This is a genomic window from Anaerobacillus sp. QJM3NY_32 (genome assembly GCF_056173645.1).
Genome location: NZ_CM149684.1, coordinates 1049459 through 1073243, shown reverse-complemented (window position 1 = coordinate 1073243; position 23785 = coordinate 1049459). Strand labels below are relative to the sequence as shown.

The 23785-nt window shown below is 41.1% G+C and carries 28 protein-coding genes; 3 read left to right on the top strand and 25 right to left on the bottom strand.

The window, feature by feature from the left end; genetic code table 11:
- Position 1 precedes the first annotated feature (1 nt).
- The gene (locus AC0VYH_RS05785) at positions 2 to 349 is read right to left on the bottom strand and encodes a hypothetical protein (RefSeq protein WP_475373424.1); all 348 of its coding nucleotides are present in this window, start codon (positions 347 to 349) and stop codon (positions 2 to 4) included.
- A 171-nt stretch (positions 350 to 520) separates the two neighbouring features.
- Between AC0VYH_RS05785 and AC0VYH_RS05780 the strand changes: the two genes are divergently transcribed.
- Positions 521 to 1654, top strand: coding sequence for an acyltransferase family protein (locus AC0VYH_RS05780; protein WP_475373423.1), 1134 nt, complete (start codon positions 521 to 523; stop codon positions 1652 to 1654).
- Between the two features lie 236 nt (positions 1655 to 1890).
- Here AC0VYH_RS05780 and AC0VYH_RS05775 read toward each other — a convergent pair whose 3' ends face one another.
- From AC0VYH_RS05775 to AC0VYH_RS05705, 15 genes are all read right to left on the bottom strand, one after another.
- On the bottom strand, positions 1891 to 2277 hold the full coding sequence (locus AC0VYH_RS05775; protein ID WP_475366826.1) for a nuclear transport factor 2 family protein: 387 nt from the start codon (positions 2275 to 2277) through the stop codon (positions 1891 to 1893).
- A gap of 16 nt (positions 2278 to 2293) precedes the next feature.
- Positions 2294 to 2773, bottom strand: a complete 480-nt coding sequence (locus tag AC0VYH_RS05770) for an RrF2 family transcriptional regulator (RefSeq protein WP_475366825.1) — start codon at positions 2771 to 2773, stop codon at positions 2294 to 2296.
- An 89-nt stretch (positions 2774 to 2862) separates the two neighbouring features.
- On the bottom strand, positions 2863 to 4074 hold the full coding sequence (locus tag AC0VYH_RS05765) for a Bcr/CflA family efflux MFS transporter (protein ID WP_475367463.1): 1212 nt from the start codon (positions 4072 to 4074) through the stop codon (positions 2863 to 2865).
- A 141-nt stretch (positions 4075 to 4215) separates the two neighbouring features.
- Positions 4216 to 5925, bottom strand: coding sequence for an ABC transporter ATP-binding protein (locus tag AC0VYH_RS05760; RefSeq protein ID WP_475368588.1), 1710 nt, complete (start codon positions 5923 to 5925; stop codon positions 4216 to 4218).
- Between the two features lie 298 nt (positions 5926 to 6223).
- Positions 6224 to 7081, bottom strand: coding sequence for an SDR family oxidoreductase (locus AC0VYH_RS05755; protein ID WP_475368587.1), 858 nt, complete (start codon positions 7079 to 7081; stop codon positions 6224 to 6226).
- Between the two features lie 141 nt (positions 7082 to 7222).
- Positions 7223 to 7513, bottom strand: coding sequence for a hypothetical protein (locus tag AC0VYH_RS05750; protein WP_475368586.1), 291 nt, complete (start codon positions 7511 to 7513; stop codon positions 7223 to 7225).
- A gap of 21 nt (positions 7514 to 7534) precedes the next feature.
- Positions 7535 to 7708: a hypothetical protein gene (locus AC0VYH_RS05745; RefSeq protein ID WP_194220631.1), complete on the bottom strand. Its 174-nt coding sequence runs from the start codon at positions 7706 to 7708 to the stop codon at positions 7535 to 7537.
- 98 nt (positions 7709 to 7806) lie between these two features.
- Positions 7807 to 7947 carry a hypothetical protein gene (locus AC0VYH_RS05740; RefSeq protein ID WP_475373422.1) on the bottom strand — a complete coding sequence of 47 codons (141 nt, stop codon included), beginning with the start codon at positions 7945 to 7947 and terminating at the stop codon, positions 7807 to 7809.
- Positions 7948 to 7986: 39 nt separating this feature from the next.
- Positions 7987 to 8319 carry a hypothetical protein gene (locus AC0VYH_RS05735; RefSeq protein ID WP_475373421.1) on the bottom strand — a complete coding sequence of 111 codons (333 nt, stop codon included), beginning with the start codon at positions 8317 to 8319 and terminating at the stop codon, positions 7987 to 7989.
- Positions 8316 to 8690 carry a hypothetical protein gene (locus tag AC0VYH_RS05730; protein WP_475366821.1) on the bottom strand — a complete coding sequence of 125 codons (375 nt, stop codon included), beginning with the start codon at positions 8688 to 8690 and terminating at the stop codon, positions 8316 to 8318. Before AC0VYH_RS05730 ends, AC0VYH_RS05735 begins: the two co-directional genes overlap by 4 nt.
- 14 nt (positions 8691 to 8704) lie before the next feature.
- Complete coding sequence (locus AC0VYH_RS05725; RefSeq protein WP_475366820.1) at positions 8705 to 8872, bottom strand: hypothetical protein; 168 nt, start codon at positions 8870 to 8872, stop codon at positions 8705 to 8707.
- Positions 8873 to 8906: 34 nt separating this feature from the next.
- Positions 8907 to 9131, bottom strand: coding sequence for a hypothetical protein (locus AC0VYH_RS05720; RefSeq protein ID WP_430244547.1), 225 nt, complete (start codon positions 9129 to 9131; stop codon positions 8907 to 8909).
- Positions 9132 to 9239: 108 nt separating this feature from the next.
- Entirely contained in the window at positions 9240 to 9755 is a 516-nt protein-coding gene (locus AC0VYH_RS05715; RefSeq protein WP_430244550.1) for a DinB family protein, read from the bottom strand.
- A gap of 528 nt (positions 9756 to 10283) precedes the next feature.
- Entirely contained in the window at positions 10284 to 11648 is a 1365-nt protein-coding gene (locus tag AC0VYH_RS05710; RefSeq protein WP_475368584.1) for a sensor histidine kinase, read from the bottom strand.
- 22 nt (positions 11649 to 11670) lie between these two features.
- Complete coding sequence (locus tag AC0VYH_RS05705; RefSeq protein WP_475368583.1) at positions 11671 to 12360, bottom strand: response regulator transcription factor; 690 nt, start codon at positions 12358 to 12360, stop codon at positions 11671 to 11673.
- A gap of 182 nt (positions 12361 to 12542) precedes the next feature.
- Here AC0VYH_RS05705 and AC0VYH_RS05700 point away from each other — a divergent pair, with 182 nt between their 5' ends.
- On the top strand, positions 12543 to 12908 hold the full coding sequence (locus AC0VYH_RS05700; RefSeq protein ID WP_475368582.1) for a PepSY domain-containing protein: 366 nt from the start codon (positions 12543 to 12545) through the stop codon (positions 12906 to 12908).
- 124 nt (positions 12909 to 13032) lie between these two features.
- Here the strand turns inward: AC0VYH_RS05700 and secD are convergent, their stop codons facing one another.
- From secD to AC0VYH_RS05685, 3 genes are all read right to left on the bottom strand, one after another.
- Positions 13033 to 14289, bottom strand: a complete 1257-nt coding sequence (gene secD / locus AC0VYH_RS05695) for a protein translocase subunit SecD (protein WP_475368581.1) — start codon at positions 14287 to 14289, stop codon at positions 13033 to 13035.
- Positions 14290 to 14393: 104 nt separating this feature from the next.
- Entirely contained in the window at positions 14394 to 14600 is a 207-nt protein-coding gene (locus tag AC0VYH_RS05690; protein WP_194220621.1) for a hypothetical protein, read from the bottom strand.
- Positions 14601 to 14719: 119 nt separating this feature from the next.
- Positions 14720 to 15646 carry an alpha/beta hydrolase gene (locus tag AC0VYH_RS05685; RefSeq protein ID WP_475373420.1) on the bottom strand — a complete coding sequence of 309 codons (927 nt, stop codon included), beginning with the start codon at positions 15644 to 15646 and terminating at the stop codon, positions 14720 to 14722.
- A 147-nt stretch (positions 15647 to 15793) separates the two neighbouring features.
- Between AC0VYH_RS05685 and AC0VYH_RS05680 the strand changes: the two genes are divergently transcribed.
- Positions 15794 to 16693: an ArsR/SmtB family transcription factor gene (locus AC0VYH_RS05680; protein WP_430244560.1), complete on the top strand. Its 900-nt coding sequence runs from the start codon at positions 15794 to 15796 to the stop codon at positions 16691 to 16693.
- Positions 16694 to 16795: 102 nt separating this feature from the next.
- On the opposite strand, the gene AC0VYH_RS05675 is transcribed toward AC0VYH_RS05680, so the two are convergent.
- The 6 genes from AC0VYH_RS05675 to AC0VYH_RS05650 form a co-directional block, all read right to left on the bottom strand.
- Positions 16796 to 17719 (bottom strand): zinc-dependent metalloprotease, encoded by a 924-nt coding sequence (locus tag AC0VYH_RS05675; RefSeq protein ID WP_475373419.1) that lies wholly within the window; start codon positions 17717 to 17719, stop codon positions 16796 to 16798.
- A gap of 2084 nt (positions 17720 to 19803) precedes the next feature.
- Positions 19804 to 19965 carry a YvrJ family protein gene (locus AC0VYH_RS05670; RefSeq protein ID WP_226616646.1) on the bottom strand — a complete coding sequence of 54 codons (162 nt, stop codon included), beginning with the start codon at positions 19963 to 19965 and terminating at the stop codon, positions 19804 to 19806.
- Between the two features lie 70 nt (positions 19966 to 20035).
- The gene (locus AC0VYH_RS05665; RefSeq protein WP_194220616.1) at positions 20036 to 20254 is read right to left on the bottom strand and encodes a DUF2922 domain-containing protein; all 219 of its coding nucleotides are present in this window, start codon (positions 20252 to 20254) and stop codon (positions 20036 to 20038) included.
- A gap of 38 nt (positions 20255 to 20292) precedes the next feature.
- Positions 20293 to 20511, bottom strand: a complete 219-nt coding sequence (locus AC0VYH_RS05660; protein ID WP_194220615.1) for a DUF1659 domain-containing protein — start codon at positions 20509 to 20511, stop codon at positions 20293 to 20295.
- 198 nt (positions 20512 to 20709) lie between these two features.
- Positions 20710 to 21549 (bottom strand): aldo/keto reductase, encoded by an 840-nt coding sequence (locus AC0VYH_RS05655; RefSeq protein WP_430244567.1) that lies wholly within the window; start codon positions 21547 to 21549, stop codon positions 20710 to 20712.
- A 206-nt stretch (positions 21550 to 21755) separates the two neighbouring features.
- Entirely contained in the window at positions 21756 to 23570 is a 1815-nt protein-coding gene (locus AC0VYH_RS05650) for a sulfatase-like hydrolase/transferase (RefSeq protein WP_475373418.1), read from the bottom strand.
- Positions 23571 to 23785: the final 215 nt, after the last annotated feature.

Sequence of the window (23785 nt, the reverse complement as noted above, 5' to 3'; positions counted from 1 at the left end):
TTTAAAACCACGTTCCTAGAAAGATCATCACACTAAAGAAAAGAAGGAAGATGAAACTTCGCATTTTGCTTCTTTTCCAAACGCTAATGGTCATTAAGATCGCACCAGGGACAATAAAGACGAGCCCCATTACTTTTGCAATGAAAAACTCAAAAACATTGCCAACTGATAATAGAAACGCTCCAATTATGAGAAAGCCACCAGTGCACAAAAACTCTAGTGTGCCAAAACTTTCGCGAACTTCTCTTTTTTCTTTCGCGTTCATCTTCTTATACCTGATTATGACCGCAATCATAGGAAAGCCGTATATCAGGCTTAGTGTAACAATTGAATCGACGGTACTACTCACAAGCACACTCCTCATTCCATTTATTCCCTTCTATCATTTCAAATATAAGGAACCATTTCAATGATAAATGGTAAACTTACGACATTCAGTTAAGAAACAGTTTTACTCTGATAAAATAGGGAATTCATTCTTCTAGATAGTTACATAAAATTGGAGTGGGAGGAAGAAAAAGTGAGTCAAGCTAAGATGTCGGTTGGATTAGTTACCCCACCTGGATATCCAGAAAAGCTAAGTAAACAATTAAGTAGCGAATTGCCTAAGCTCCTTCGCTATTACGTAGAAGATGAGTGTGAATGGCATGTAGATTCAACCGTTGATCCTCTCACAGGAGTCACTGAAAAACCTGAAGAAGTTCTAGAAGCAGGTTATAAGAGAAAGGAAGAAGAAGATTGGGACTACATCGTTTGTTTAACAGACTTACCATTCTTTCAAGATAGAAAACCTATTTTGGCAGAAGCTTCTACAAATAAAAAAGTAGCCATTATCAGTCTTCCAGGATTAGGATCAACCCCTATGGTAAAAAGAATCAGGCAATCTATTCTACAATTAGTCAACGAAATGTACTATGGTAGCCCAGAGGAAGATCGAGAAAAAGCGCAAAGACGATTACAAGCAAAAGAAAATGAAGAATACGAATACTTGAAGGAAAAAGGGTCGAAGAGGCTCTTTAAAAAAGGGGGATTCGAACGGTTTTCTCCTATTAAACGTGTAAGGCCTGGAGAAGAAACATCTATTGATGTGAGATATATCGTAAAGTCACGGTTAAGTGGCGCCATTCGCATCTTAACTGGAATGGTAAGAGCAAACCGACCGTGGGCGATCTTCCCCGCTTTTAAAAAGGTGATTATTTTTGCTTTTGCGACTGGATCCTATGCTCTCGTGTTTCCTACCCTCTGGCAGTTAAGTAACAGTTACGGTTTATGGAGAATGTTTATGCTTATGATTGTCTCCTCGTTCTTAATGGTTGGCTGGCTTGTCCTAGCTCATAATCTATGGGAAAAACCTAGGCAGGATCGAGCGAAATATCTTCGAAACCTCTATAATGTAGCAACGATCCTAACACTGCTTGTGACGGTTAGTTTCTATTATATTATTCTATTTTTTATGTTCGCCGTAGCGGTCATAGCTCTTATTCCGATGGGACTGCTGGAATCGCAATTATCAGGTTCTGTTGGATACGATAATTATTTCTACATTACGTGGACAGCTACGAGCATCTCGATTATTATCGGCGCACTTGGATCCGCCCTTGAAGATGAAGAAGTAGTTCTTTCCTCAACATACGGATACCGACAGCAGCAGTGATACAAGACAGCGAATGACTCGAAGAATGAAGACAAGAATTCCCAACAAGAGGAGACGCCTCTCCCTACTAAAATGAATAAAAAAGAGGTAAATTCAGAGAGGTGATAATAGCCCTCTGGTTTACCTCTTTTTTAGTGAACGATGCGTTTGGAATGAATAGAACGTGTAACGACGGTTGCTCTCACATAGTACTAGACAAGATATAACCAAACCCGCGTCACACGCATGTTCCACTTTTATAACTCTTTATACGATTGAAACATATCTTTTTGATCGGGAACATTCTCTAAATACGTGATCTGCCCGTTTTCATTTAATTTCGCGATGTCTTTCCCGGTCTGAGTGTAAACCTTTCCTGTGGAGAGCTTGCCACAAACAGCCCATGGAGTTTCATACAAATCGCTTCCCTCGACCTTTTTCCATCCCTCATACATGTGTTTAATATCACTATTATTTCTAAACACGCGCTCCATAAAGAGCTTCCAATTCTCAATCCCTTCTTTTTTTTGGCCATTTAACACGAACACCATATCATCTGAGAAAAGTCCGTTTAATTCTTCCATTGCTTTGTCACTCGTTCTCGATTGATCAAAAAGATCAAAATATTTATTTAGATTTTCCATTATTGCTCCTCCTTGTTTATAAAACCATTTTCTCGTAAATCGAAGCTCGTAATTGTTCAAGACTTTCAGGGGGACACTTTTTCATGATTTCCTCATGAAGCGACCCAATCGTTTCCCTTTTTAAAATAGACTGCCAGGAACCTTCTGCTTCATCCATTAAATTCGATAGCAGATCAACCTCTTTTTCCTTTATGTTCAGCAAATCTTGAAAAAGTCCCGTCGACGAATACAGCGATTGCTTTCCTTCGATCGCAAGGTAAACATCATAGATTCGAATATCACTCGCTTTTTGTTTAAGCTTGAAACCACCCTTTTTACCTGGCACTGATGCAATCAAGTCCGCATTAACGAGATGCCTTAATATTTTCTGAAAGTAAGTGGGAGACCCACCAAGTTGAGAGCTAATCACCTCTCCAGGTAGAACTGCTTTCTCCGGTAAAAACGTCAGCATGAGGATGGCATAAACGCCCTGCTCCACACCTGTTTTCATTTGCATAGAAACACCTCTCTTAAACTGGATAATCTTTATCTACTTTATACACTATATAATTTCCACAATAAAAAAGCAAGAAAAAACGACTCCGATTAGGAAGTCGCTTGAACTTGATTTTTTTTCGTAAGTGTAAAAAAGATGATCGCACCAATTGAAGACGTTGTGAACAAAATCGCTCCCATTGGAACCGCAGTTGATTCATCAATTCCAACAAGCGGTGACACCATCGAACCGAATAACAGCGGCAGCATGCCTAATACCGCACTTGCACTTCCGGCGCGGTGGCCCTGCTTTTCCATCGCAAGCGTGAAAGTACTTGTAAGTACCATTCCCATAGCTGTCATGTAAATAAAGATCGGGATGACGAGCGTTGCAAGTGGCCCTTCAATAATCGTCATGAGAAGAAGAAACGATGAAGCCGTGACTGCTGTAATAACCGCCGTACGAAGAAGACTTCTTTCATGAAAATAAGCACTTAACCTGCCAATCATGAAGCTCCCAGAAATAATCGCAAGTCCGTTAATTCCAAACAGAATACTGAAGGCTTGAGGTGAAACGTTATAAATACCTTGATAAACGAATGGAGTGCCAGATACGTATGCAAAGCTACCACCGTGAACAAATCCAATCGTTAACGCATATCCGATAAAGGAGCGGTCCTTAAGCAGACTTCCCATCGTTCGCACTGATTGCTTCACCGTGCTTGGCAGCCGTTTCTCAGGCGGTAACGTTTCTGGTAGTCGGAAACCGATAACCGTCACGATAATGAGTCCAAGAATTCCAAGGAAATAGAAGATCGTGTTCCAAGTCGCAAACGGCAATAGTAAAATCGCCCCTCCCGCAATGGGCGCGATCATTGGCGCTGTCGCATTGATAACCATAAGAAGAGCGAAGAATTTTGTTAATTCTCTCCCGCTAAAAACATCACGAACGACAGCACGTGAGAGCACAACTCCCGCTGAAGCTGTAAAGCCCTGAATAAACCGGGCAATGACTAGTGTTATGATGTTCGGTGCCACGGCACATAGAATCGAAGCGACCGCAAATAAGAAAATAAAAATGAGCAACGGCTTGCGTCGCCCCTGTCCATCACTGTAGGGTCCAACGACAATTTGTCCAACCGCTAATCCGATCAGACAGGTCGTTAAACTAAGCTGAACAAGCGAAGCGCTCGCATTTAAATCACTCGCAATTCCTGGAAAACTCGGTAGGTACATATCAATATTAAGCGGACCTAATATTCCGAGCATCCCAAGCAATAACGCGAGACCAAACCGTTCTTTTCCTGTTGGGTTTTGAAGCATGAATGTTAACACCTTTCTTGCACTATGCATCAGTTAGTCGTCCAATAGATTTTAGCAAACGAGCATTTTCATTACAATTGATAAGACCCCGATTTGGAAAAGAAAAACGATTCCTACGTATCATAGGAATCGTGTCATTCATCATCCAAACTGGGCTTTATGAAGTCGGCTGTATATACCGCTGGATTCGATAAGCTCCGCATGGTTTCCTTGCTCGGCAATCCCATCTTTCGTCACAACCATAATCCGATCAGCATTCTTAATTGTTGCAAGACGATGGGCAATAACAAGCGTCGTGCGCCCTTCCGTTAGTTCTTCCAGTGACTTTTGAATCGCTACTTCCGTTTCTGTGTCGAGGGCAGACGTCGCTTCATCTAAAATAAGAATCGGTGGGTTTTTCAAGAACATACGCGCGATCGCAAGCCTCTGTTTCTGCCCACCAGAAAGCTTCACACCTCTTTCACCAATCACCGTATCCAACCCGTCTGGCTGACTATATATAAACTCATCTAGCTTTGCTTTCCGCGCTGCTTCTAGAATTTCTTCATCTCCAGCTAAAAGATTTCCATAAGCGATGTTCTCGCGAAACGTTCCTGAGAACAGGAACACATCCTGCTGCACGATTCCAATCTGACTTCGAAGAGAGGAAAGCTTCAACTCTCTCACATCGATCCCATTAATCGTTATCGAACCACCCTGTATTTCATAAAAGCGAGGCAATAAACTACATAATGTTGTTTTGCCAGCTCCAGACGGGCCAACAAACGCAACCGTCTCACCTGGCTGTATAGATAAGTTGATTTGATTTAATACAGGCGCGTAACCCTCGTAGCCAAACGAGACATCTTGATAGCGAATTTCTCCGCTAAGCGCCATTTCAATCGCATCTTCCGAATCCTGAATGTCTGGATCAGTATCAATGATTTCGGTATAACGCTTAAACCCAGCGATCCCTTTCGGATAGCTTTCAATAACGGCATTAATTTTCTGAATCGGTCCGATGAGAATATTTGATAATAAAATAAACGCAACGAATTCACCATACGTGAGCTCCCCTGAGATAACGAAAAAGGTACCGAACAGCAGCGTAAATAGCGTAACGACTCTCATTAACAAATAGTTCGACATGACGTTCTGCGCCATGATTTTATACGATTGAAGCTTAGTTGAACGGTAACTCTCATTGTTTTGACGGAACTTCTCCTGTTCATGGTGTTCATTCGCGAATGCCTGAACGACGCGAATCCCTCCGATGCTATCTTCTACACGGGAATTAATTTCAGCGACATCTTGAAACATGCGCCTGAACGTTTTCGTCATCTTTTTATTAAAGTAGATAGCGAGAATAATCAGCAGCGGTATAACAATGAAAGAAAGGACAGCAAGCTTCCAATTAATCATCAGCATTAATCCAAATGAACCAAGCAGCGTCATAAGCGCCACAAATACATCCTCTGGGCCGTGATGGGCTACCTCGCCAATTTCTTCGAGATCTTTTGTAAGTCTTGAGATGCTGTGACCGGTTTTACTATTATCATAGTAACCAAATGATAGCTTTTGCATATGCGTAAACAGCTTCTGACGCATATCTGTTTCAATGTTAATCCCCAGCTTATGTCCCCAGTAGGTGACGATAAAATGCAGGCCTGTATTTATTAAGTAAATGAGGAGCAATCCTGCACACGCGAGAAGAATGATGCCCCAATTCCCCTCAGGAAGTAACCGATCGATTACCTGGTTCACCGCAAGTGGAAAAGCAAGCTCCAACACTCCGACGATGATGGCGGATACGAAATCAAGAATAAATAGCCATTTGTATGGCCGGTAATAAGAAAAGAAGCGTTTGAGCAAAGAAAAACCTCCCTATAACATGATCGAATCAATGACACTCTTCACAATTGAGATCCATTATCAATTATAGAGTTTTAACAGACTGAATACAATCTTTTCTTCGCTTAAAAAAACCGCACACTCATGAATGCTGATCCATGAGTGTGCGGCTTTTCTTGGTTAAGGCGGTTTGGCCAATAAATTGTGATTTTAGCCAATATATCTCGAATTTGGCCAATATAATCTCAGTTTGGCCAATATATTTCATTTTTGGCCAATAAACGGAGCTTCCGGCCTAACGCCGGGCCGTCTACACGCATTAGGAGGACATATAGTCCCCACCGTTTACGTGAATGCACTGGCCTGTCATGTAAGAACCGTCATCAGATGCTAGTAAAACGTATGGACCGAACAGTTCAGACGGCTGACCTGGGCGTCCCATCGGATTATCCGTTCCGAATTCTGCAACGGAATCTTCGTCAAATGTAGATGGAATGAGCGGTGTCCAGATCGGCCCTGGTGCCACCATATTCACACGGATGCCTTTGTCTACAAGGCTCGCCGCCATACTGCGCGTGAACGCCACGATCGCACCTTTTGTTGACGTATAGTCAATTAACACCTTATTTCCTGTATAAGGATTAATGGAAGTCGTGTTAATAATCGAGCTTCCTTTTTGCAAGTGTGGCACTGCGTACTTCGTCATGTTAAAAACAGAATAGACATTTGTTTTAAACGTTTGATCCCACTGCTCATAGGAAATGTCTTCAATGCTTTCCGTTGGATACTGAATCGCCGCGTTATTGACGAGAATATCAAGCTTACCAAAGTGATCGAGCGTCTTATCGATTAAATCCTTGCATTCTTTTTCTTCCGAGACATCCCCCGGAATCAACAGACATTTGACGCCTTCCTTCTCAACAAACTTCTTCGTCTCATCGGCATCGCTCTGTTCCTTCTCAAGATAGTTAATCGCAACGTTCGCGCCTTCTTTCGCATAAGCAATCGCAACCGCGCGACCGATTCCACTGTCACCGCCAGTAATGAGCGCTACTTTTTGATCCAATTTGTGACTGCCTATGTAATCATGGGGTTGATCCGGCATTGGCGTCATTTCAGATTCAATACCAGGCTGTTCAGGCTGCGTTTGTTTTGGTTGTCCATTTTGATTGTTCACGTGATCTCTCTCCTTCTCTCTTCATTAAGTGAGTTTTTTATGCTGTTTTAATGAAATACCACGGAAGGAAAAAGTGTAAACTTTTGTAAGCGAATCCAAATCAAAAAGAGTAAAAATGGATTAGACAATAGTTGCTATAGTCTAAATACCGAAGAAAGAAGTTACCCATGTGGCTGCGACGGCGATACCAGCAATAAGAGACAATCCGATGTTTAACATCGCAAGATTTTTTTGACCATCCGCTATGTTTTTTAATCCAGTAAGGAGCAATCGAATAAACCAAAACGTTAGTAAAAAACCCCAGCCTATATAATCATTAAATGGATCGGAATCAAACAAAAATTGAATAGCTCCAATGAAAAGAGCGGAATAAATGAGTCCCATTACTATTTTGCGGAGTTTCTTCCCCTGATGATTTACCTTCATTTCCATCTCCCTTCGCTCCAAGTTCACTTATTTCATTTTCTTGATCAAATTCTTCCCCACTACTCGAGCGAGGAGTCCAGCGATTAAAGCGATGACGATACTGATAACCGTGTTATCCGTCCACTCTTGTCCAAGAGCAAACCCAATCGCTAACGCAATGCCTATGACAAGTCCCAACATCACTCCTTGCACTTGACTCATGTTCACACCTCCAACTGAACGCTCTATTCTTCTGAATCACCGAAGCTCTCCTCGCTGCTATACCGTCGACTCGGATGATCGAGAATCTCACCATATTTCTACAGGCGAACTTGCCTTAGTATAAGCCCAACAAAAATACCAGCCATCGCGATGATCAATCCCGCTTTATAGCTGGTTAGAAGGGAGAATAACAATAAAAAGCAGGAAGGAATCGCAATGATGATCTGAACTCTTTTCATCGATCTCCTCCTAATGATCTTTTTCATACTGATCGCTTATTAATCAAACTGCTGAATGTAATCAAACGGAAAGTTTAATGAAAAGTAGCCGAATGTTAAGGTTACGACTGCGAAGAAGACCAGATTCATGACTCGGATTTGCTGTGACTTCGAGTAGCTTTTATGAATTAGGAACAGAATCAAAGCGTTCGGTAGCATTAATAAAAGATAAAGTTTTACCAGCAGGCTACTCTCCACACCTTTACTATAAACCACCCCATCATTCATCAGAAACATGCCGTTAAAGAATAGGATCGGACATAGAATGAGACACATCACGCTATATAACACCAACAACAATGAAAATACTTTTAATTGAGCTATTCGGCTCACTGAAATTCTCTCTCCCTTTTTAACTTCTTCCACAGAACGACTAACTGAAGAAGTGAGATGATGACGATAGCCCAAACACCGAGATTACTAAATGAAATGCCTAAAGTCGATTCACCCCCGGCTAATTTCAAAACAGCTAGCAGGAACAGCAAATAGACGATCATAAACAGCTGAGACTGAAATAACTCTTTTACTGTATATTCTCTCAAGCGTTTGAAAAGAAACGATGCAACAACAGTCCCAAACATAAGCAGGAGTAGAATGGATGAAGGAAAGGTTTCTTGTAAACTCATATCTGGAAAATAATCATAGATCAATAACGTTGTGATAGAAAAAAGGAACAAACCCTCTATCGCTTTTGCCCAAACCATACTCCTCTCCCTTTCTATCTATCAGACTGAGATTTGTCTTTCTCAAGCAGCTGATCAACCTTATGTTCTAATCGATCAAGCTTTGAGTTTCTCTTTCTGAAACTCACAACGATGAAGACAATCCCACCCAGAACGCCAAACATTAAAAGAAATGCTACAAGTTGAAAGAGAATATCTCCCATCGGAAAACCCCGCCTCTCTAGTAGTATGAAATAGCTACTTACGCATACTTTTTTTATTCATCGCAATACGAACACTAGCCACTACACTTATGATGGCAATAAACTTGAGTAACATATTCCCCACTTCGCCAAAACTCTCAAAGGATAATCCAAGTAAAATCATTCCGAATAAGCCTAAAAAGCCGGCCAACATGAATTTCATAACATCCCCCTCGATCCCCACCTTAATTTTACCATTTTTCCAATGATTCTGTTTCACTCATTTTCTCATTATTAAGGTAATTTCCATTGAGAAAAATAAAAAAACGACGACTCATAATGGCTATAGCCCTTTACGAGTCGTCGCTTCTATTATCCTTATGAGAAATCATCCTTGCTCAGGATAGTCCAAATAACGGTTGATGTCAGATGGCGTTAAGAGATCGGTGTCCGTCGGTTCGTAACCGAGAGCTCGAGCAAGTGTTACGATCTGCCCTTTGTGATGAAACTCATGCGTGATTGTATGCGTCATTAACCATAGCGGAGACAGCTCTTCTTCCTCTTCTTGCCATGATACCTTGCGACTTATTTTCTCATCAAATCGCTCGTCGTATTCTTCTAGAAAACGATAGACGAGCTGATCAACAAGCTCAAACACGGTTCTCATTTCATTTACATCCGTTACATCGCTCACTTCTACGATTGGCTCTTGCATTTCCAAAGCAAAGCGACCTAACCAGCTTTCATAGCACTCTGCGATATGAACGTGTAAATTACGAATCGAACCCCATCCGTATCCATCTACTTCTTTTAAATAATCCTCCTGATTGATTTGCTCACAGAAATGAAAGAGAACTTTACGCGTGTGTTTAACTAAATCATATTGCTCTTTTAGTACGTTCATTGCATTTCCTCCTGTTATCTTAAAGTGACTTCTGTCCGTCACTCGACCGTCTCAAACTATTGCTTCTATCTTCTACTCTTTATTCCTTTTCAACGGTGAACTAAACCTATACTTTTATAGTGAATTTGCTCTCAAATCATAGAAATTCACATGACATTTGAACTAATTACGGAGTTACATGTTGGGCAATATCTCATCTTTTTTCATTATAAAAATAGAAATAAAGCTTCCTCTCAAAATCAAGAGAGAAAGCTTACTAGTAAAAAGGCTATCCCGATCAAAATATACTTTAGTGGAAACTGTGATCCTTTTTCGTTTGACGATGCTTTCCTTATGTCACCTATCACGACGAATAGAAACACAATCGCAATCACATACAGGAATACTTCACTAATTGAAAAGAGAGGATACATTAATCCGACGGATAGGATCACGGCGATGATCCCAATTAAACTCAATGGAATCATCGTATTTTTAGCGCAATTCTACTCATTAAGAATCTATAACAAAGAACCCTCCTAAGAGGATTCATTCCGCGATGCTTGCAGAAACTTTTTTCAGAGGCAATAAGACTGTAAACGTACTTCCCACATCGACTTCACTTTTTACATGGAGCTTACCTTGATGGTTCTCCACTAACTCCTTTGCAATGGAAAGCCCTAGTCCGGTTCCTCCCGTTTCACGTGAGCGGTTTTTGTCAACGCGATAGAAGCGTGAAAAGATTTTCGACTGTTCCTCTTTTGGAATGCCGATACCAGTATCGGAAACGCTTAGTACAGCACCATCATCATGTGTTAAGTCAACCGTGATCGTCCCTACCTCCGTATACCTCATGGCGTTTTCAACTAAAATAACCGCAATTTGCCGAAGCTGCTCAGCATCTCCTAACACAGTGACATTCTTTTCAAGATTTCCGATAAGAGGGATTTCCTTATTTCCTTCGAATTGACTGATCACATGCTCAACGATATGAGTAAGATTGACGTTCTCCATCCTACTTTCTAAATGTTCATTACGAGCGATCGTGAGCATTTGTTCTAAAATATGCTTCATTCGGTTACTTTCATCATCTAACGCTTGAATCGACTTTTCCAAAACAGTTGGATCGTCTTTCCCCCACCTTTTAATTAAATTCAAATGACCACGAAATGCGGTTAGTGGGGTTCTTAATTCATGTGAAGCATTGGAAACAAAGCTTTTCTCTCGTTCAAACTGTTCTTCTAGCTCCTGAAGTAGCTGATTGAACGTACCGGCAAGTTCCTTCAACTCTTTAGGATTCGAAGGTTCAAGAATCCGCTTCTGCAGATCTGAAGAACCGTCTATTTTACTCACTTCATCCGTCATGTTTAGAAGCGGTCGCAGCTTCTTTTTTGTAAATTGATAAATCAAAATGGAGCCAATTATAATGCTTAATATCCCCGTGAAGAGAAGGATAAAGAAAATAAGCTGAATGAATTCAAACTCATCTTCCATATGGACTTTCAGATGGATGTTGCCATCGGTAAAAGATACATCGCTTCGATAGAATAACCCTTCCTCTTTATTCCATATAAACTGATCAAACAATGGCAGGCTTACTTCATCACTTGTATCTAGTGTTTCATCGTCTCCTCTCGATTGTGCGAGAAGTTTCCCACCTTCACGGATTTCAACATAATAATCGGCATGATCCGGATACAACACTTCATCAAGTGACTCCTGGACTTCATCTTCCTGTACAATCATCAGCAATTTTTCTTCCATCGCTCCAACATCATCCTGTGTTCGATCTATCAAGAAAAAGCCGATGGCCCCAAGGACAACAATGCCGATTAGGATTAGGGCGATAATAAACTGCCACACGTACCATGAGGTAAATTGATGAAGCAGCGATTGGTTTCGTTGTTTCTTCATGCGATTCCCTCCAATTGAACGCTTATGAAGAGCGAAGGATGTAGCCAATACCTCTTATCGTATGAATAAGCATTGGTTCGTAGTCTCGATCTAACTTGTTGCGAAGATAGCGAATGTAGACGTCGACCACATTCGTTTCTCCCACAAAGTCGTAGCCCCAAACCGCTGAGAGAAGCCACTCGCGACTGAGCGCCTTGCCTTCATGTTTCATGAGAAAAACAAGCAAATCAAACTCTCGCTGAGTGAGTTCAATTTCATTGTTTTCCCGCACGACGCGACGACTTTTTACGTTCACTTCAAGATTCGCAATCGTTAACTTGTCTTCATCCTGTTGCTTACTTTGAGACTGAGCGCGTCGTAATACGGCACGAATGCGCGCAAGCAATTCTTCAATTTCAAAAGGCTTTGTAATGTAATCATCCGCCCCACGATCAAGACCGAGAATTTTATCCCCAACATAATCTCTGGCAGTAAGGATAATAATCGGAACGGAACTCGTTTTACGTATCCGCCTACATACTTCAAGGCCATCAAGCTTCGGAATCATCCAATCTAATAAAATGACGCTCCATTCTTTTTCTTGAAATCGAGCCATCGCTTCCTCTCCATCACGCGCCGTTGTCACGTCGTACCCTTCATGCTCAAGCTCTAACTTCATGAACTGAATAACATTTATTTCATCTTCTACAAGAAGAATTGATTCTTTCTCCATTTCTCCTCACCCCTTATTTCATCTTCCTCTATTGTAACTACCCTTAACGTAAGAAACATTAAATAGAAAATGAGAATTTCATGAGAAAAAGCTCATCCACTTCTCATGCTGCTGTCCTTTTTTTATTAGATTCGATCCGTATTATAAGAATTGTAGAAAAAACAGTTCAAGGAGGATAACTAATGAATATGAAAAAAACACTTATTATCGGCGGAACCGCATTAGGCATAGCTGGAGGAGCTCTTCTCTATCAAGGATCAGACGGTATAGAGAATGTGCTAGCTTCGGGCAATAACGAAAGCAAACTAATTGAGGAAGCTAAAATTTCTGAAGCTGAAGCTGAAAAGATCGCATTGGAAGAGGTTTCCGGAGACGTGATTGAGAAAGAAGTCGAGAAAGAAGACGGGAAGATCGTTTATGAGTTCGACATCAAAACCGATACCGGCGAGAAAGAAGTTGAGATTGACGGGATGAATGGCGATATTATTCAAGTTGAAGATGATGAGGAGGACGATGATAAGGAGCAGAAGGAAGAGTCTGCTAAGTAACAAAAAGACACGTCACATGGCAAGCACATCAACCTCTTGGTGAGCTTGCTTTGTAACGTGCAAAAATAGGAAGCTTTCCTTTACAACATAAGACTATTTTCAACATTGTACAGCACTTCTTCATTTAAGACTTTCTTTCCTGATTCCATTCCACGAGCTTTGTCTCCCCGATCATATACAACAGAAGTCGTAATAGCGCATAGCATGTTAGAAATCCAGCAACTATGCTAATCAATAGCATCGTCGCAAAACCTTTCACACTGCCTACGCCGAATACAAAAAGTCCTGCCGCAGCAATTAATGTTGTAAGATGCGCATCCGCAATCGTAAGAAACGTTCGATTCGATGCTTGCATCACTCGCTCTTCAAATGACAAACGACGATCCTCTATTTCTTTTAAACGTTCAAACGTAATGATCGTCGCATCTATTGCCATACCAAGACCAAGAATGAAAGCGGCAAGTCCTGTTAATGTTAGAACGCCTTCAAGAAAAACGAAAATCCCTATAGCTAGATAAAGATAGCTGATCATACAAACTATCGAGAGCAAGCCTAGCCAACGATAGCGCCAAATCATAAATAAAAAGATAAGCGTCATAGCTATGATTCCCGCTACCATCGTATTTTTCAACGCCTGTTCACCAAGCTGACCACTAACAGATTGGGAAGAAATCTCTTCCAAAGGAGCAGGGAGATCTCCAGTGCTAAGCGCTTTGGAAAGGAGTTCTGCTTCTTTTTGGGTGAATTTACCTGAAATCGCCATCCCGGAATTTTTTGTCCAGGTCTCATCTATATGTCCTTCGAAAAGAATCTTTGAATCTTCCTTTGCTCTCTCTTTTATATACGCATCTCCGTCAACGTAATCAAGCCATAAAGCGAGACTTTGATCTTCATAAGTCTTAGTCACGTTTCTCATATCAATGGAGTCGCCGAACTCGATGGTGACGACGGGGGCAAGGTCCTGAGAAGGATGTTCTATTCCAACAGATTTGAAATCAGTGGAAGAAATGACAAGATTGTTATCCGTATCCCGAAACGTAATATTCCCGCCAATGGAAATAAACTCGCGCGCTTCCTCCTGATCCTTCACGCCAGGAACCTGTATGCGAATACGATCCTCATCTTCCATCGTAATGACCGGTTCACTAATACCTAGCAAATCAATCCGATCACTGATCAGAGCAGCTGTTTGTTTTACAAGCTCTTCTTCTGCTATGTTTTTTTCTTCGTAAGGATCCTGTACTTCATAAAGGATCTCAAATCCGCCCTGTAAATCTAGCCCGATCTTTAATTCTTCTAGAATATTTTCAGATGTTGAAATCATTAAGAGAAAAATGAGTGAGATGGTGATCGTAGTGGAAATGATCCAGCTTTTTTTCATTACGTAACAAACACCTTTTTGTGAGAGTAGAGAATTCATTCCATGCCTGTCCCTGGCTTGTCTAGCTGCTCATGGAAATTTCACTATGAGTCTCGTAAAATCATTTAAGCATTATTTTGCTTTCGCTTTCGATATGAGCGATACAACGAGTTACCGATAAACATAGCAAATCCATAGCAAACTGCTACGATCGTGAAAGCAATGAGATTGTCATTCAAAATTAAGAGCATACCTACAAGTATAAAAAGCATGAGACCCAGTGTATTTATCATCCAATAAGGTTCCGATAATAGATGTTTTCTAGACTCCATTTCCCCCACTCCTTTTTCGATGATCAATGACTTTCTATACTACTTGTACGATCTCATTTTTATTTGGTTTCATTTTCCATATAAACAATAATTGTATAAGTCATTTTTGAGCAACGTCCTTACTGCCTCGTTACAAAACAAATCGCCTCTTCTAACACATTTGGAAATTCATTCGGCCATTCATGCCCGATGCCTTCATTTACAATTAGTTTGCAAGGGATCTGATAAGCTTCAAAAAGTTGAGCAGCTTCCAATGCATTTTCATAGAAAGGATCTTGATCTCCTGTAATGATGCAGCCTCTTGCATGAGGGTTCAGCTGATTTTGCAAAATTTCTTTTAGTGAATGGATATCGAAAGCTGGTGCAACAGCAATAAATAAATTAAATTCTTCCATATCATTACTTAAGCTCATTTGAGTTGCGATACTTCCTCCTTGAGATGCACCGGCTAGTATTCGTTTTTTATCTGACACATCAACCCGTTTAGTAAATTCATAATACGTCTTTTTTACATCATTATAAGCAACCGCTTCATCATCCCATGAATAACATTGGTAGCTGAAAAGTTGAGAAGATTGAGGAAATCCCATCAAGTACTTGGTGACGAGATTCTCATCAGACCACTGCTCCGAAAAGTCTTTCGCATTAGAGCCTTTCCAGTGCAAAGGGAAAATGACCGTATCCGCTTCAGAATGCCCCTGAATGGTTAACTCCGCATGTGCAGATGCTTTTGTGTTTTCAAAAATCGAATGACATTGACTTACGATAGACTTAAATTCTGGGTAGGCTTGCAAGGGGCTCAACTCTGGATCAGATGTTAGAATTTCTGGGTTCCACCACAGTCCATGTTTGAGAACTTCTTTTAGTTCAGCAACACCTTCTTCGTGCTTTCCTTCCATTACATAAATATTCGCTTTCCAATGACCCAACCGATCTCTTTTATGAGGAAACATTTCTTTCGCTTCTTCCATAACACGCAAAGCTTCTTCGTTTTCTTTACTTTCAGCAAGTTCTATCACCCGATTTTGTAGATCAGCAAACCTCATTGTAAATACCTCCCAACAGCTTAATTAGTTCAATACTAATTGAACTACTATATTAAGTCAATGAATAGATAATTAATATTTTGATTATTCTAATTAAGAACATCGTATGGTAAGATATGAAAAAAAGAAAGATATGGAGGGGCACCTATGACACTGCAAGTTAGAACACTTTCTTCACCTGTTTATGAACTCTTATTAAGCATTTCATTATATAAAAGGCAAACGTTAATGAAATATTTAGATCTTGGCGCAAAGTGGCCTAAGGATATTGAATTGTTCATTTCCCCTGAGTTACATTATTTGATTGCTTCAAAAGAGAACATGTTCTTTGAAGACTTATTAGTTTTATTAATTGAACAATCACGATACAAAGACAAAATCGACCTCTTCTTTGAATGGTTAGGGAATCTATCTGGCGGTGAGCTCTTTGAACGAATTGCTCCTTTATTAGACGTTGATCGAACACTTCCTTCTGATCTAGCATCACAAAGAGACCGATCACTCACGTTGTTAAAAGCCTGGAATGAGCAATATTTTCAACTCCTAGATTGCGATATTTCTGATCGATTAAATCGTGACGCAAAAGAGAAGGAACATAAGCTTAAGAATCAATCGCAAGAGGATGTTATTTTGGAAGCTAGTCGTTACATCATTGAAACGCCTAGTGTGAAAAGCGTTTGTTTGATTCCTGCGATTCACCTTCAACCTATGTCGTTTATCGATCATTTGAAAGATACGCTATACATCACTTATCCTATTAAAGATGCGAAAGATGAACTAACTGAAGTTCTTCGTTTAACGAAAGCGCTCGGGGATGAAAAACGATTAAAGATAATGAAATTTTTATCTCACGAACCCACTACTTTCACCAATATCGTTTCGGAATTTGGCATGGCGAAAGGGAATATCCATCATCATCTTTCCATTTTAAGAGGGGCTGGATTATTGAATATTCACGTCAGGGATAAGCGGAACACATTTTATTACAGCACAAACATAGAAATCGCAGAAGAGTTACGTAAGAAGGTGGATCAGTTTCTTAAATAGTGCCTGTCACCACCTGATAATTCGGCTAATCTACGCCTTTTAAATGAAAAGAGCGCTCAAACGAATCGTTTGAGCGCTCTCACCTATTGCTACTGATATGTATTAATTTCCATACCAACCTTTATGTGCTTCTATTAACTTATCATGATCTTCGTCCCAATAATCAACACTATAAGAATAGTCATAGTTCATAATGCATTTAATCCCACTGCCTTGAGCATCGTGACTTAGTCCATAGTTATGAGAGAATTCGTGCTGAGCCGCGTGCCATGTATTCGTTGCGCCCTGATCGAGGTTAACTGATACTGCACTACCATAAGGAGAGTTCGGATAAACATAAGCAATACCGCCTGAGTTGAAATTAGCATCTCTCGTGAAGCCCACTACAAAGTCGTATCCATTTCCATTCCAGTCCTTGTCCATGTCCTGAAGAATTTCAGATGCATTTGCCCCTTCAGAAGTCCACTCACCAAGAGCTTTGATCTCAAAATCAATGTTATGATCACGTGTAAACCCATTATCCGCGTTCTCAACAATGTTTTGCGTGAGCGTTTGCCAGTCGCTATGTGCAGCACGATACTCTTCATCCGCAGCAATCAATACGGTCACTACGCTAGCGCCAGTTGCAGTTGGTGTTGTGGTTCCGCCTGAACCTCCAGTTGATCCTCCGTTACCGCATAATAGAATACACAATTCGCCTTCTTCATTAACCTGTTTTTTAGTATTCTTTTTGTTTTGTTTGTCTGCTAGTTTGTCTGCTTTTTCATCCGCATTTTTCTTGATTTTCTTTTCTCCTATTTTCTTACCTTTTTCATCCAAAACATCCGCTACTGAAGAACTCTCCACTTCAGCTGGACGATCAAACTTCTCTTTCCCTTTTGTTTTGGCTTTGGGAAGTTCATGACCGATCGTAACCTCTGACCCCTGTGAATCTAGCTCTGCTGTTTTTGCACTTGTTTCCCCGAATCCTGGTACGATAGCGATTGATAATGCAAGCGTCAATGCTACAAGTCCTTTACGTTCCATACGTGTTCCCCCTGAGAAGTATTTTTAACACATCTCCTAATCTATCACATGGGTTCGACACTTCGCGGGGGCCAATAGATAGAAATCACCCGATATTTTCCAGTGGAAAAAAGAACGGTTTTTCTTAACAAAAACTTAACACCGACATTTATTAAGAGGATCATCATTCATTTTTTCATATCAAAGGTTCACTCAATTTCCAGAAAATGAAGCAAAATAATTAGAATGACTCCCCCCAATTTAGCTTGTCTTTATATCATTTCCCTCTAAAAACTCATATACTATTTCATCTATGAATGAAAGAGGTGATTAAAAATAGATAGCATAAGATGCCCGAAATGTTGTTCCCTTATTTGTAATCATGAATGCAAAGGGAGCTCAACATATAAAAAACATTGTAAATGTAGAAAGTGTCACTGTTGCAAATGCATCTGTCCTCCTGGGCCTCCTGGGCCTCCTGGACCTCCTGGACCTCCTGGACCTACAGGGCCTAGCTTAAACACGATTTATTTAGCTGCAGAAACAGTACCGAGCGGACACTTTATTGGAGTTGGGACAGCTGATCTTAACTTTGAAGAAACAACTGTAGTCGTTCCATTTAGCGGTCTTATCACTGGATTAGTCTTTAGTATTCGTGATGAGATATTAACTGCAAATGAAAGTGTAACAGCTGAAATTTATAAAAGTTCTGATTGTGGATTCACTTCTACCCCTACTGGAATAATCGCAACAGTTATGGGACCAAATAATGCAAATACACCTAATTGCTGTGCTACCGCAATTGGTAATTTATCAATTAATCAATGTGATCTTTTATCAGTAAGAGTAACACATAGTAGCGGAGAAGCATTACAAGATGGTGCTACAGCAACCATTATTACAACAATTTAAACTCCTTGAGAATAGTGCCTGTCACCACCCAAAACCACTCTAATGGTTATAGATTTTGTCGAGTGTACTGAAATGAAAAGAGATCCCTCCGAAAGAAGGGATCTTTCTTTCATTATTTAAGGTTATATCCATATTTTCATTGCCCCTCCTAACTTTCCTCCAAACTACTTTCAAGTAAATATCATACTCAAACGAGAACTACTTTTGTAAGAAGTCATTCAGGAAAACCTGGATACAACTACTAGAATTACTGATAATGTGTTTGCTCTAAAATCTTCTTCCATCCCTTTGCTCTCAAGTGTAAGGTTTTAATCGTCCCTCGAAACAGATGAAACATATAGACACTCTAAAATGTACCATTCATTAATATAGGTAATTACGGAAAACACCTCCATGATAAACACAATGTGTACATAACCCACTATCTATATGAAGATATTCCCGTCCTGGCCCATGATACTTCCCAATTGATGCTAAATAAGTGCAATGAACTTCAGCTGATGAATATTACCGACTAATACACCGCTATCAAAATAAGAGGTAGCCATTTTCTTTTTTCACCTAACGTCAAACTCTGATCCGCTTCCCCCTGCTTCCCTATCACCTTTCTTCTCTATTTATCTTTCATATCTTTTAGGCTCTTCAACCACTGAAGGCACTAGATCAGATAGGAAACATTGGACAGAGAATGACTACCTTTACAGCGCCGACAAGAAGCATCAGCGCTGTAAAAGTAGCCGCTCATTACTACTGAAGTATACTGAGACCTTCTGAGGTTTCCACCGTATCACCCGATTTGAACGCTTGAATTTCTTCAACAGCGCGCTTTCTACACATTAAACCAGCCCAATGTGCGTCATCTTCGCGCTGCTACCGTACCGTAGTACGCCTGGTTACCTACCCGAACCGTTAAAGGCCGTTCGCGCCATAGCTTCTCACCACAGAAACCGGGAACTGTGTATCTTTGAGAACGCTGAATTTTCTGCATCGGCATCAGCTCACCTGACAAGTTTTGTTTTCGAACGTGTGGTAGGCGTTCCACGTTCTGATCAGCGGCGCACTTTAAGAAACCTCACCATCCCTGGATTTTAAAAAGAGATTGGGAAGCCGCTGTTCTGTATGGAGTTGGGTCGCGCCATTATGTAATAGGAAAAATGGGAGAGAGGCATTCACCTTCTCTCCTGTGCAATACATCACCCTGTCTGTTGATTCGAACTTCGAGCGTTTAAGTGATCTGGCAGCTGCAGAATCGTATCGTTGAGTGTATCGAGCTTCTGTTCAATGCGGTGCAGCAAATAAAGCGTCACCACAACGGGAAAGCCTACATCGCTAATAAGAGACATCCAGGACTCCATTCCTTCCCCCTCCTCGTTCGTTTAATAGACTTACTAAAAAGGAAGGACAATTGCCCTTCCTCTGAATTACTTAACCGATGATAATGTCGTTCTCATTGCGTTCAACGATGCGAGCGCCTTTTTTCGAAACAAGATCGCCTCCGCTCGTTGTAAAACAGTTCTGCGTAATAAGCGTATCCATCGCCGCTGCGATTGCAGCTGGATTTACGGGCTCGACTGGATCACTTAGAGTGATGGAAAACGGTTTGTTGTCACGCGTGTTGAATTGAAGTTCTAGTGTTTTAGCCATTTGGGGTTCCCTCCTTTCTTACCTTTATTGGTGACGGCTTACGATTGAAGATCAGATGAATCATTGCGCTCAACCGCGAACAAATTGTGCTGTTGAAGCGGTGCTAGTGCCAATGCGACTGCAAAAAGCGCATCAGGCGTAGCGGATGTTTTCACGTTGTTGAAATTCTTGCTGCGGAAAATGGATTTGCCGTTTTCATCAACGCCTACTTCAAGAACCATGCGAAGCTGCGTATCCATGAGGGATGATGTTGCCATGTCGATCACCTCCTTTCACCTTATATATCGTTTGGAAAGTGGAAAAAGGGACATTGGGAGGAAATAAAATTTTCTAGAACGAGAAAAAGCCGACCCCACAATGGGACCGGCTTCGTTAAAAGATGCTATTAGGAATCTGTGAATACGTCCAAACAAAAGGACCGCATCAAAAATGCGGTCCTTCTTTTATCATCGCTATTACATTTTAAAATCAAATTCATCAGGGTGTGGGCCGCTACGAGCATTGTCATTCAATGCATCAAGCTGCTTCATTTCCTCTGAAGTGAGTTCAAAATCAAAGAGATCGATGTTCGCTTCGATGCGCTTCTCGTTCATTGATTTTGGAATTGTAATCACGTTATGTTGCAGATCCCAGCGAAGAATGACTTGCGCTACAGACTTGTTGTACTTCTCAGCAATACCTGAGATTGTTTCATTGTTTAACAACTCACCAGCCATTAGCGGAGACCATGCTTCCACTTGAATGTTGTGCTCTTCGCAATACGTTCTGACTTCTAGCTGTGTCAGACGAGGGTGGAATTCGATTTGGTTAATCACCGGTGTAATCTCGAAGTTTTTACGAAGATCTTCAAGATGATTCACGTGGAAGTTACTAACACCAATTGAACGAACACGCTTTTCTTTGTATAGCGTCTCAAGTGCTTTCCAAGGCTCCTGGTATTTGTTATCTCCTGGCCAGTGAATGAGGTAAAGATCTAAATACTCAAGACCTAGCTTAGATAGGCTTGTTTCATAAGCTTGAATCGTTTCATCGTAAGATAGCCCGTCGTTCCATACTTTCGAAGTAATAAAGAGCTCATCTCTTGTTACGAGACCTTCTTCAATCGCCTGATTCACACCGCGACCTACACTTTCCTCGTTGCCGTAGATCGCTGCTGTATCAATGCTGCGGTAGCCTTTCTTAATAGCCGTCTTCACTGATTCGACTAATTCTTGGCCTTCCTCTACTCTAAATACGCCGTAACCTAGTTCCGGCATTTCAATATTGTTGTTTAGTGTTTTTGTTTGAACAGACATTATAAATAACTCCTTTCAATACTCCATTCATTGGTTTACCCGTAAATGTAATTTTAAATCTTCTCATCGAGAAAATCACGTTAAACGCATTTTAGAAGTGGAGGGTGCCTGTCACCACCCGTTATTTGGCGTTTCATGTCGAAGGAGGAAGAGCATTTGCTCTTCCTCCTTCGTTTTCTAGTACATAGCAACATTAAAGCTCTTTCTTAAGTGAACTCACATGGCGGCATCCCCGGTACTGCTCCACTCGACGGGGAGAGGCGTTTTTGGCGACATTGTTCTTCTAATACGAGATTTAAGATTTTCTGTACTTCTTTTGATTCCGGTGTTTCAAAGTCAGGGTGAGCGAGGTTTTTCTCCTCTAGCGGGTCAAGTGTTAAGTTATACAATTCGAATTCATCTGGCACCGGCGTTGTTTTCGTTGTCGTGATGCACTCCGAAAACTGTTCATCTGCATTTGGTGGAACAGGGTCGGATTGAGTGACCGTAACGTCCGAGACTCCAGGGTTACTCCAAAACTGCGGATTATCATAATACCTTCCATATTTCCAGATTTCCTTCTTTTTATCGCTTCCAGTAGGAAGCGTAGTAATAACGGCTTCAATATGATTCGGTTGAATAACGGACTCATAAGACTCACCAGTTACGGTCACTTGATTCGGACCCCTCGTCACGTCATCATCCGTCATAAAGTATAGTGGTTCATTAGCACGATAAAATCGTTTCCTACCTGACAATAATGGGGTGAGGTCTCTTCCAACAAGAGGGTGAACTTCTGTATGATCAAGACTTAGCATCTCTTGAACCTCTTCCTCATCGATTCCCGCAAGCCCTAACATAGTTGGCAGAACGTCCACGTGACTCGTTAGCATCGTTGTGCTCTCTTTACCTGAGAAAAGAGACGGACTATGAATAATCAGTGGAACATGAATCGATTCCTCATACATGTTATACCATTTTTGATAAAGTTCTCCGTGCGCGCCAAGGAGATCGCCGTGGTCTGAAAGGAATAGAACAATCGTATCTTCATAGAATATCGATTTTTTCAACGCTTGAAAAACTTTCATCATCTCGTTATCTGCCTGTTTCTGTAGGGAATAATAGAGCTTTCTATAAAAAGGCGTATCGATCAAAGGCTGTAAGGCTTTAGGATACACGTCGCGATAGCTCCTTTGTGCACGAGGTTTTGTGTGAAGAGATTCTAAAGATGTAGGAGCTTTAGGGATGAACGGAACAGAGGGATCGATTTCAAAGTTATAAAGAGGAAGTTGCTCAGCGATCACGCCAAAGAGAGCAATATCATGTGGATTAATGAACGAGCTCATGATCATCCACGGAGGCGTTTCCTCTTTTTCTTCCTGCTCAAGGCACTGAATTAAGTCCACCACTTCAGCAGCATACACTACGTCTCGTCCGCTGACCCCGATGGCAGCCGATGAACCGGAATTACGAGGATTCGCACCATGTGGTTCAGGTCCAATCCATCCGTTAAAGCCAAATCCATCTAACCGACTTGCTTCAAGGTACTCCTGAACATTTTCTTTATCAGGCACGCCCGTAGAAGTATAGCTTGGTAGGGCATTGTTTGTCCCCGGAATAATAATATCCACTTCAGAAGCGTGCCATTTCCCTTTCCAGTACGTACGGTATCCCGCTTTACGCAAATAGTCTCCCATTGTTGGAACAGTATTTGGATCGAGCCAAAACATATCTGGATCAAACGGCGTCTTTGCTGCACCACTCGTTTGCGTGACTCCGTGAAGAGAAGGATACTGTCCTGTATATAATGTCGTTCTACTTGGTGAACAAGCCGTACTTCCAGCGTAGTGATTTTTAAATTCGAATCCATTTTCTCGCAGCAACTCTTGCACCAACAGATTTTCCTTGCTCCACTTCTTTATATCCTCATTTTCATAAATAGAGGGATAGCGTTGCTCATCCACCATTAATATAAGAAAATTCGGCTTTTTACACCGTTTTGTAAAAAGAGAGGTGCGAGGCTTCGAATGATCTTTCCTCATAATTCCGTTCCTCCTTCAAATAACCCTTAACGCTCTATTCCGTAGTCTATGTAAACGCCCAGTAAACGGTGCTTCTTAGTGATCAGTCTTGCCGCAATCCACCTAATTCTTTCAACGAATGCCCTATTTTTCATAACCTATTTTTCTATCACATACATTAAGAAAGGAAAATATTAGAGGGATTCATAGCATTCAAGAGGAGGCTTGGCTAAAGT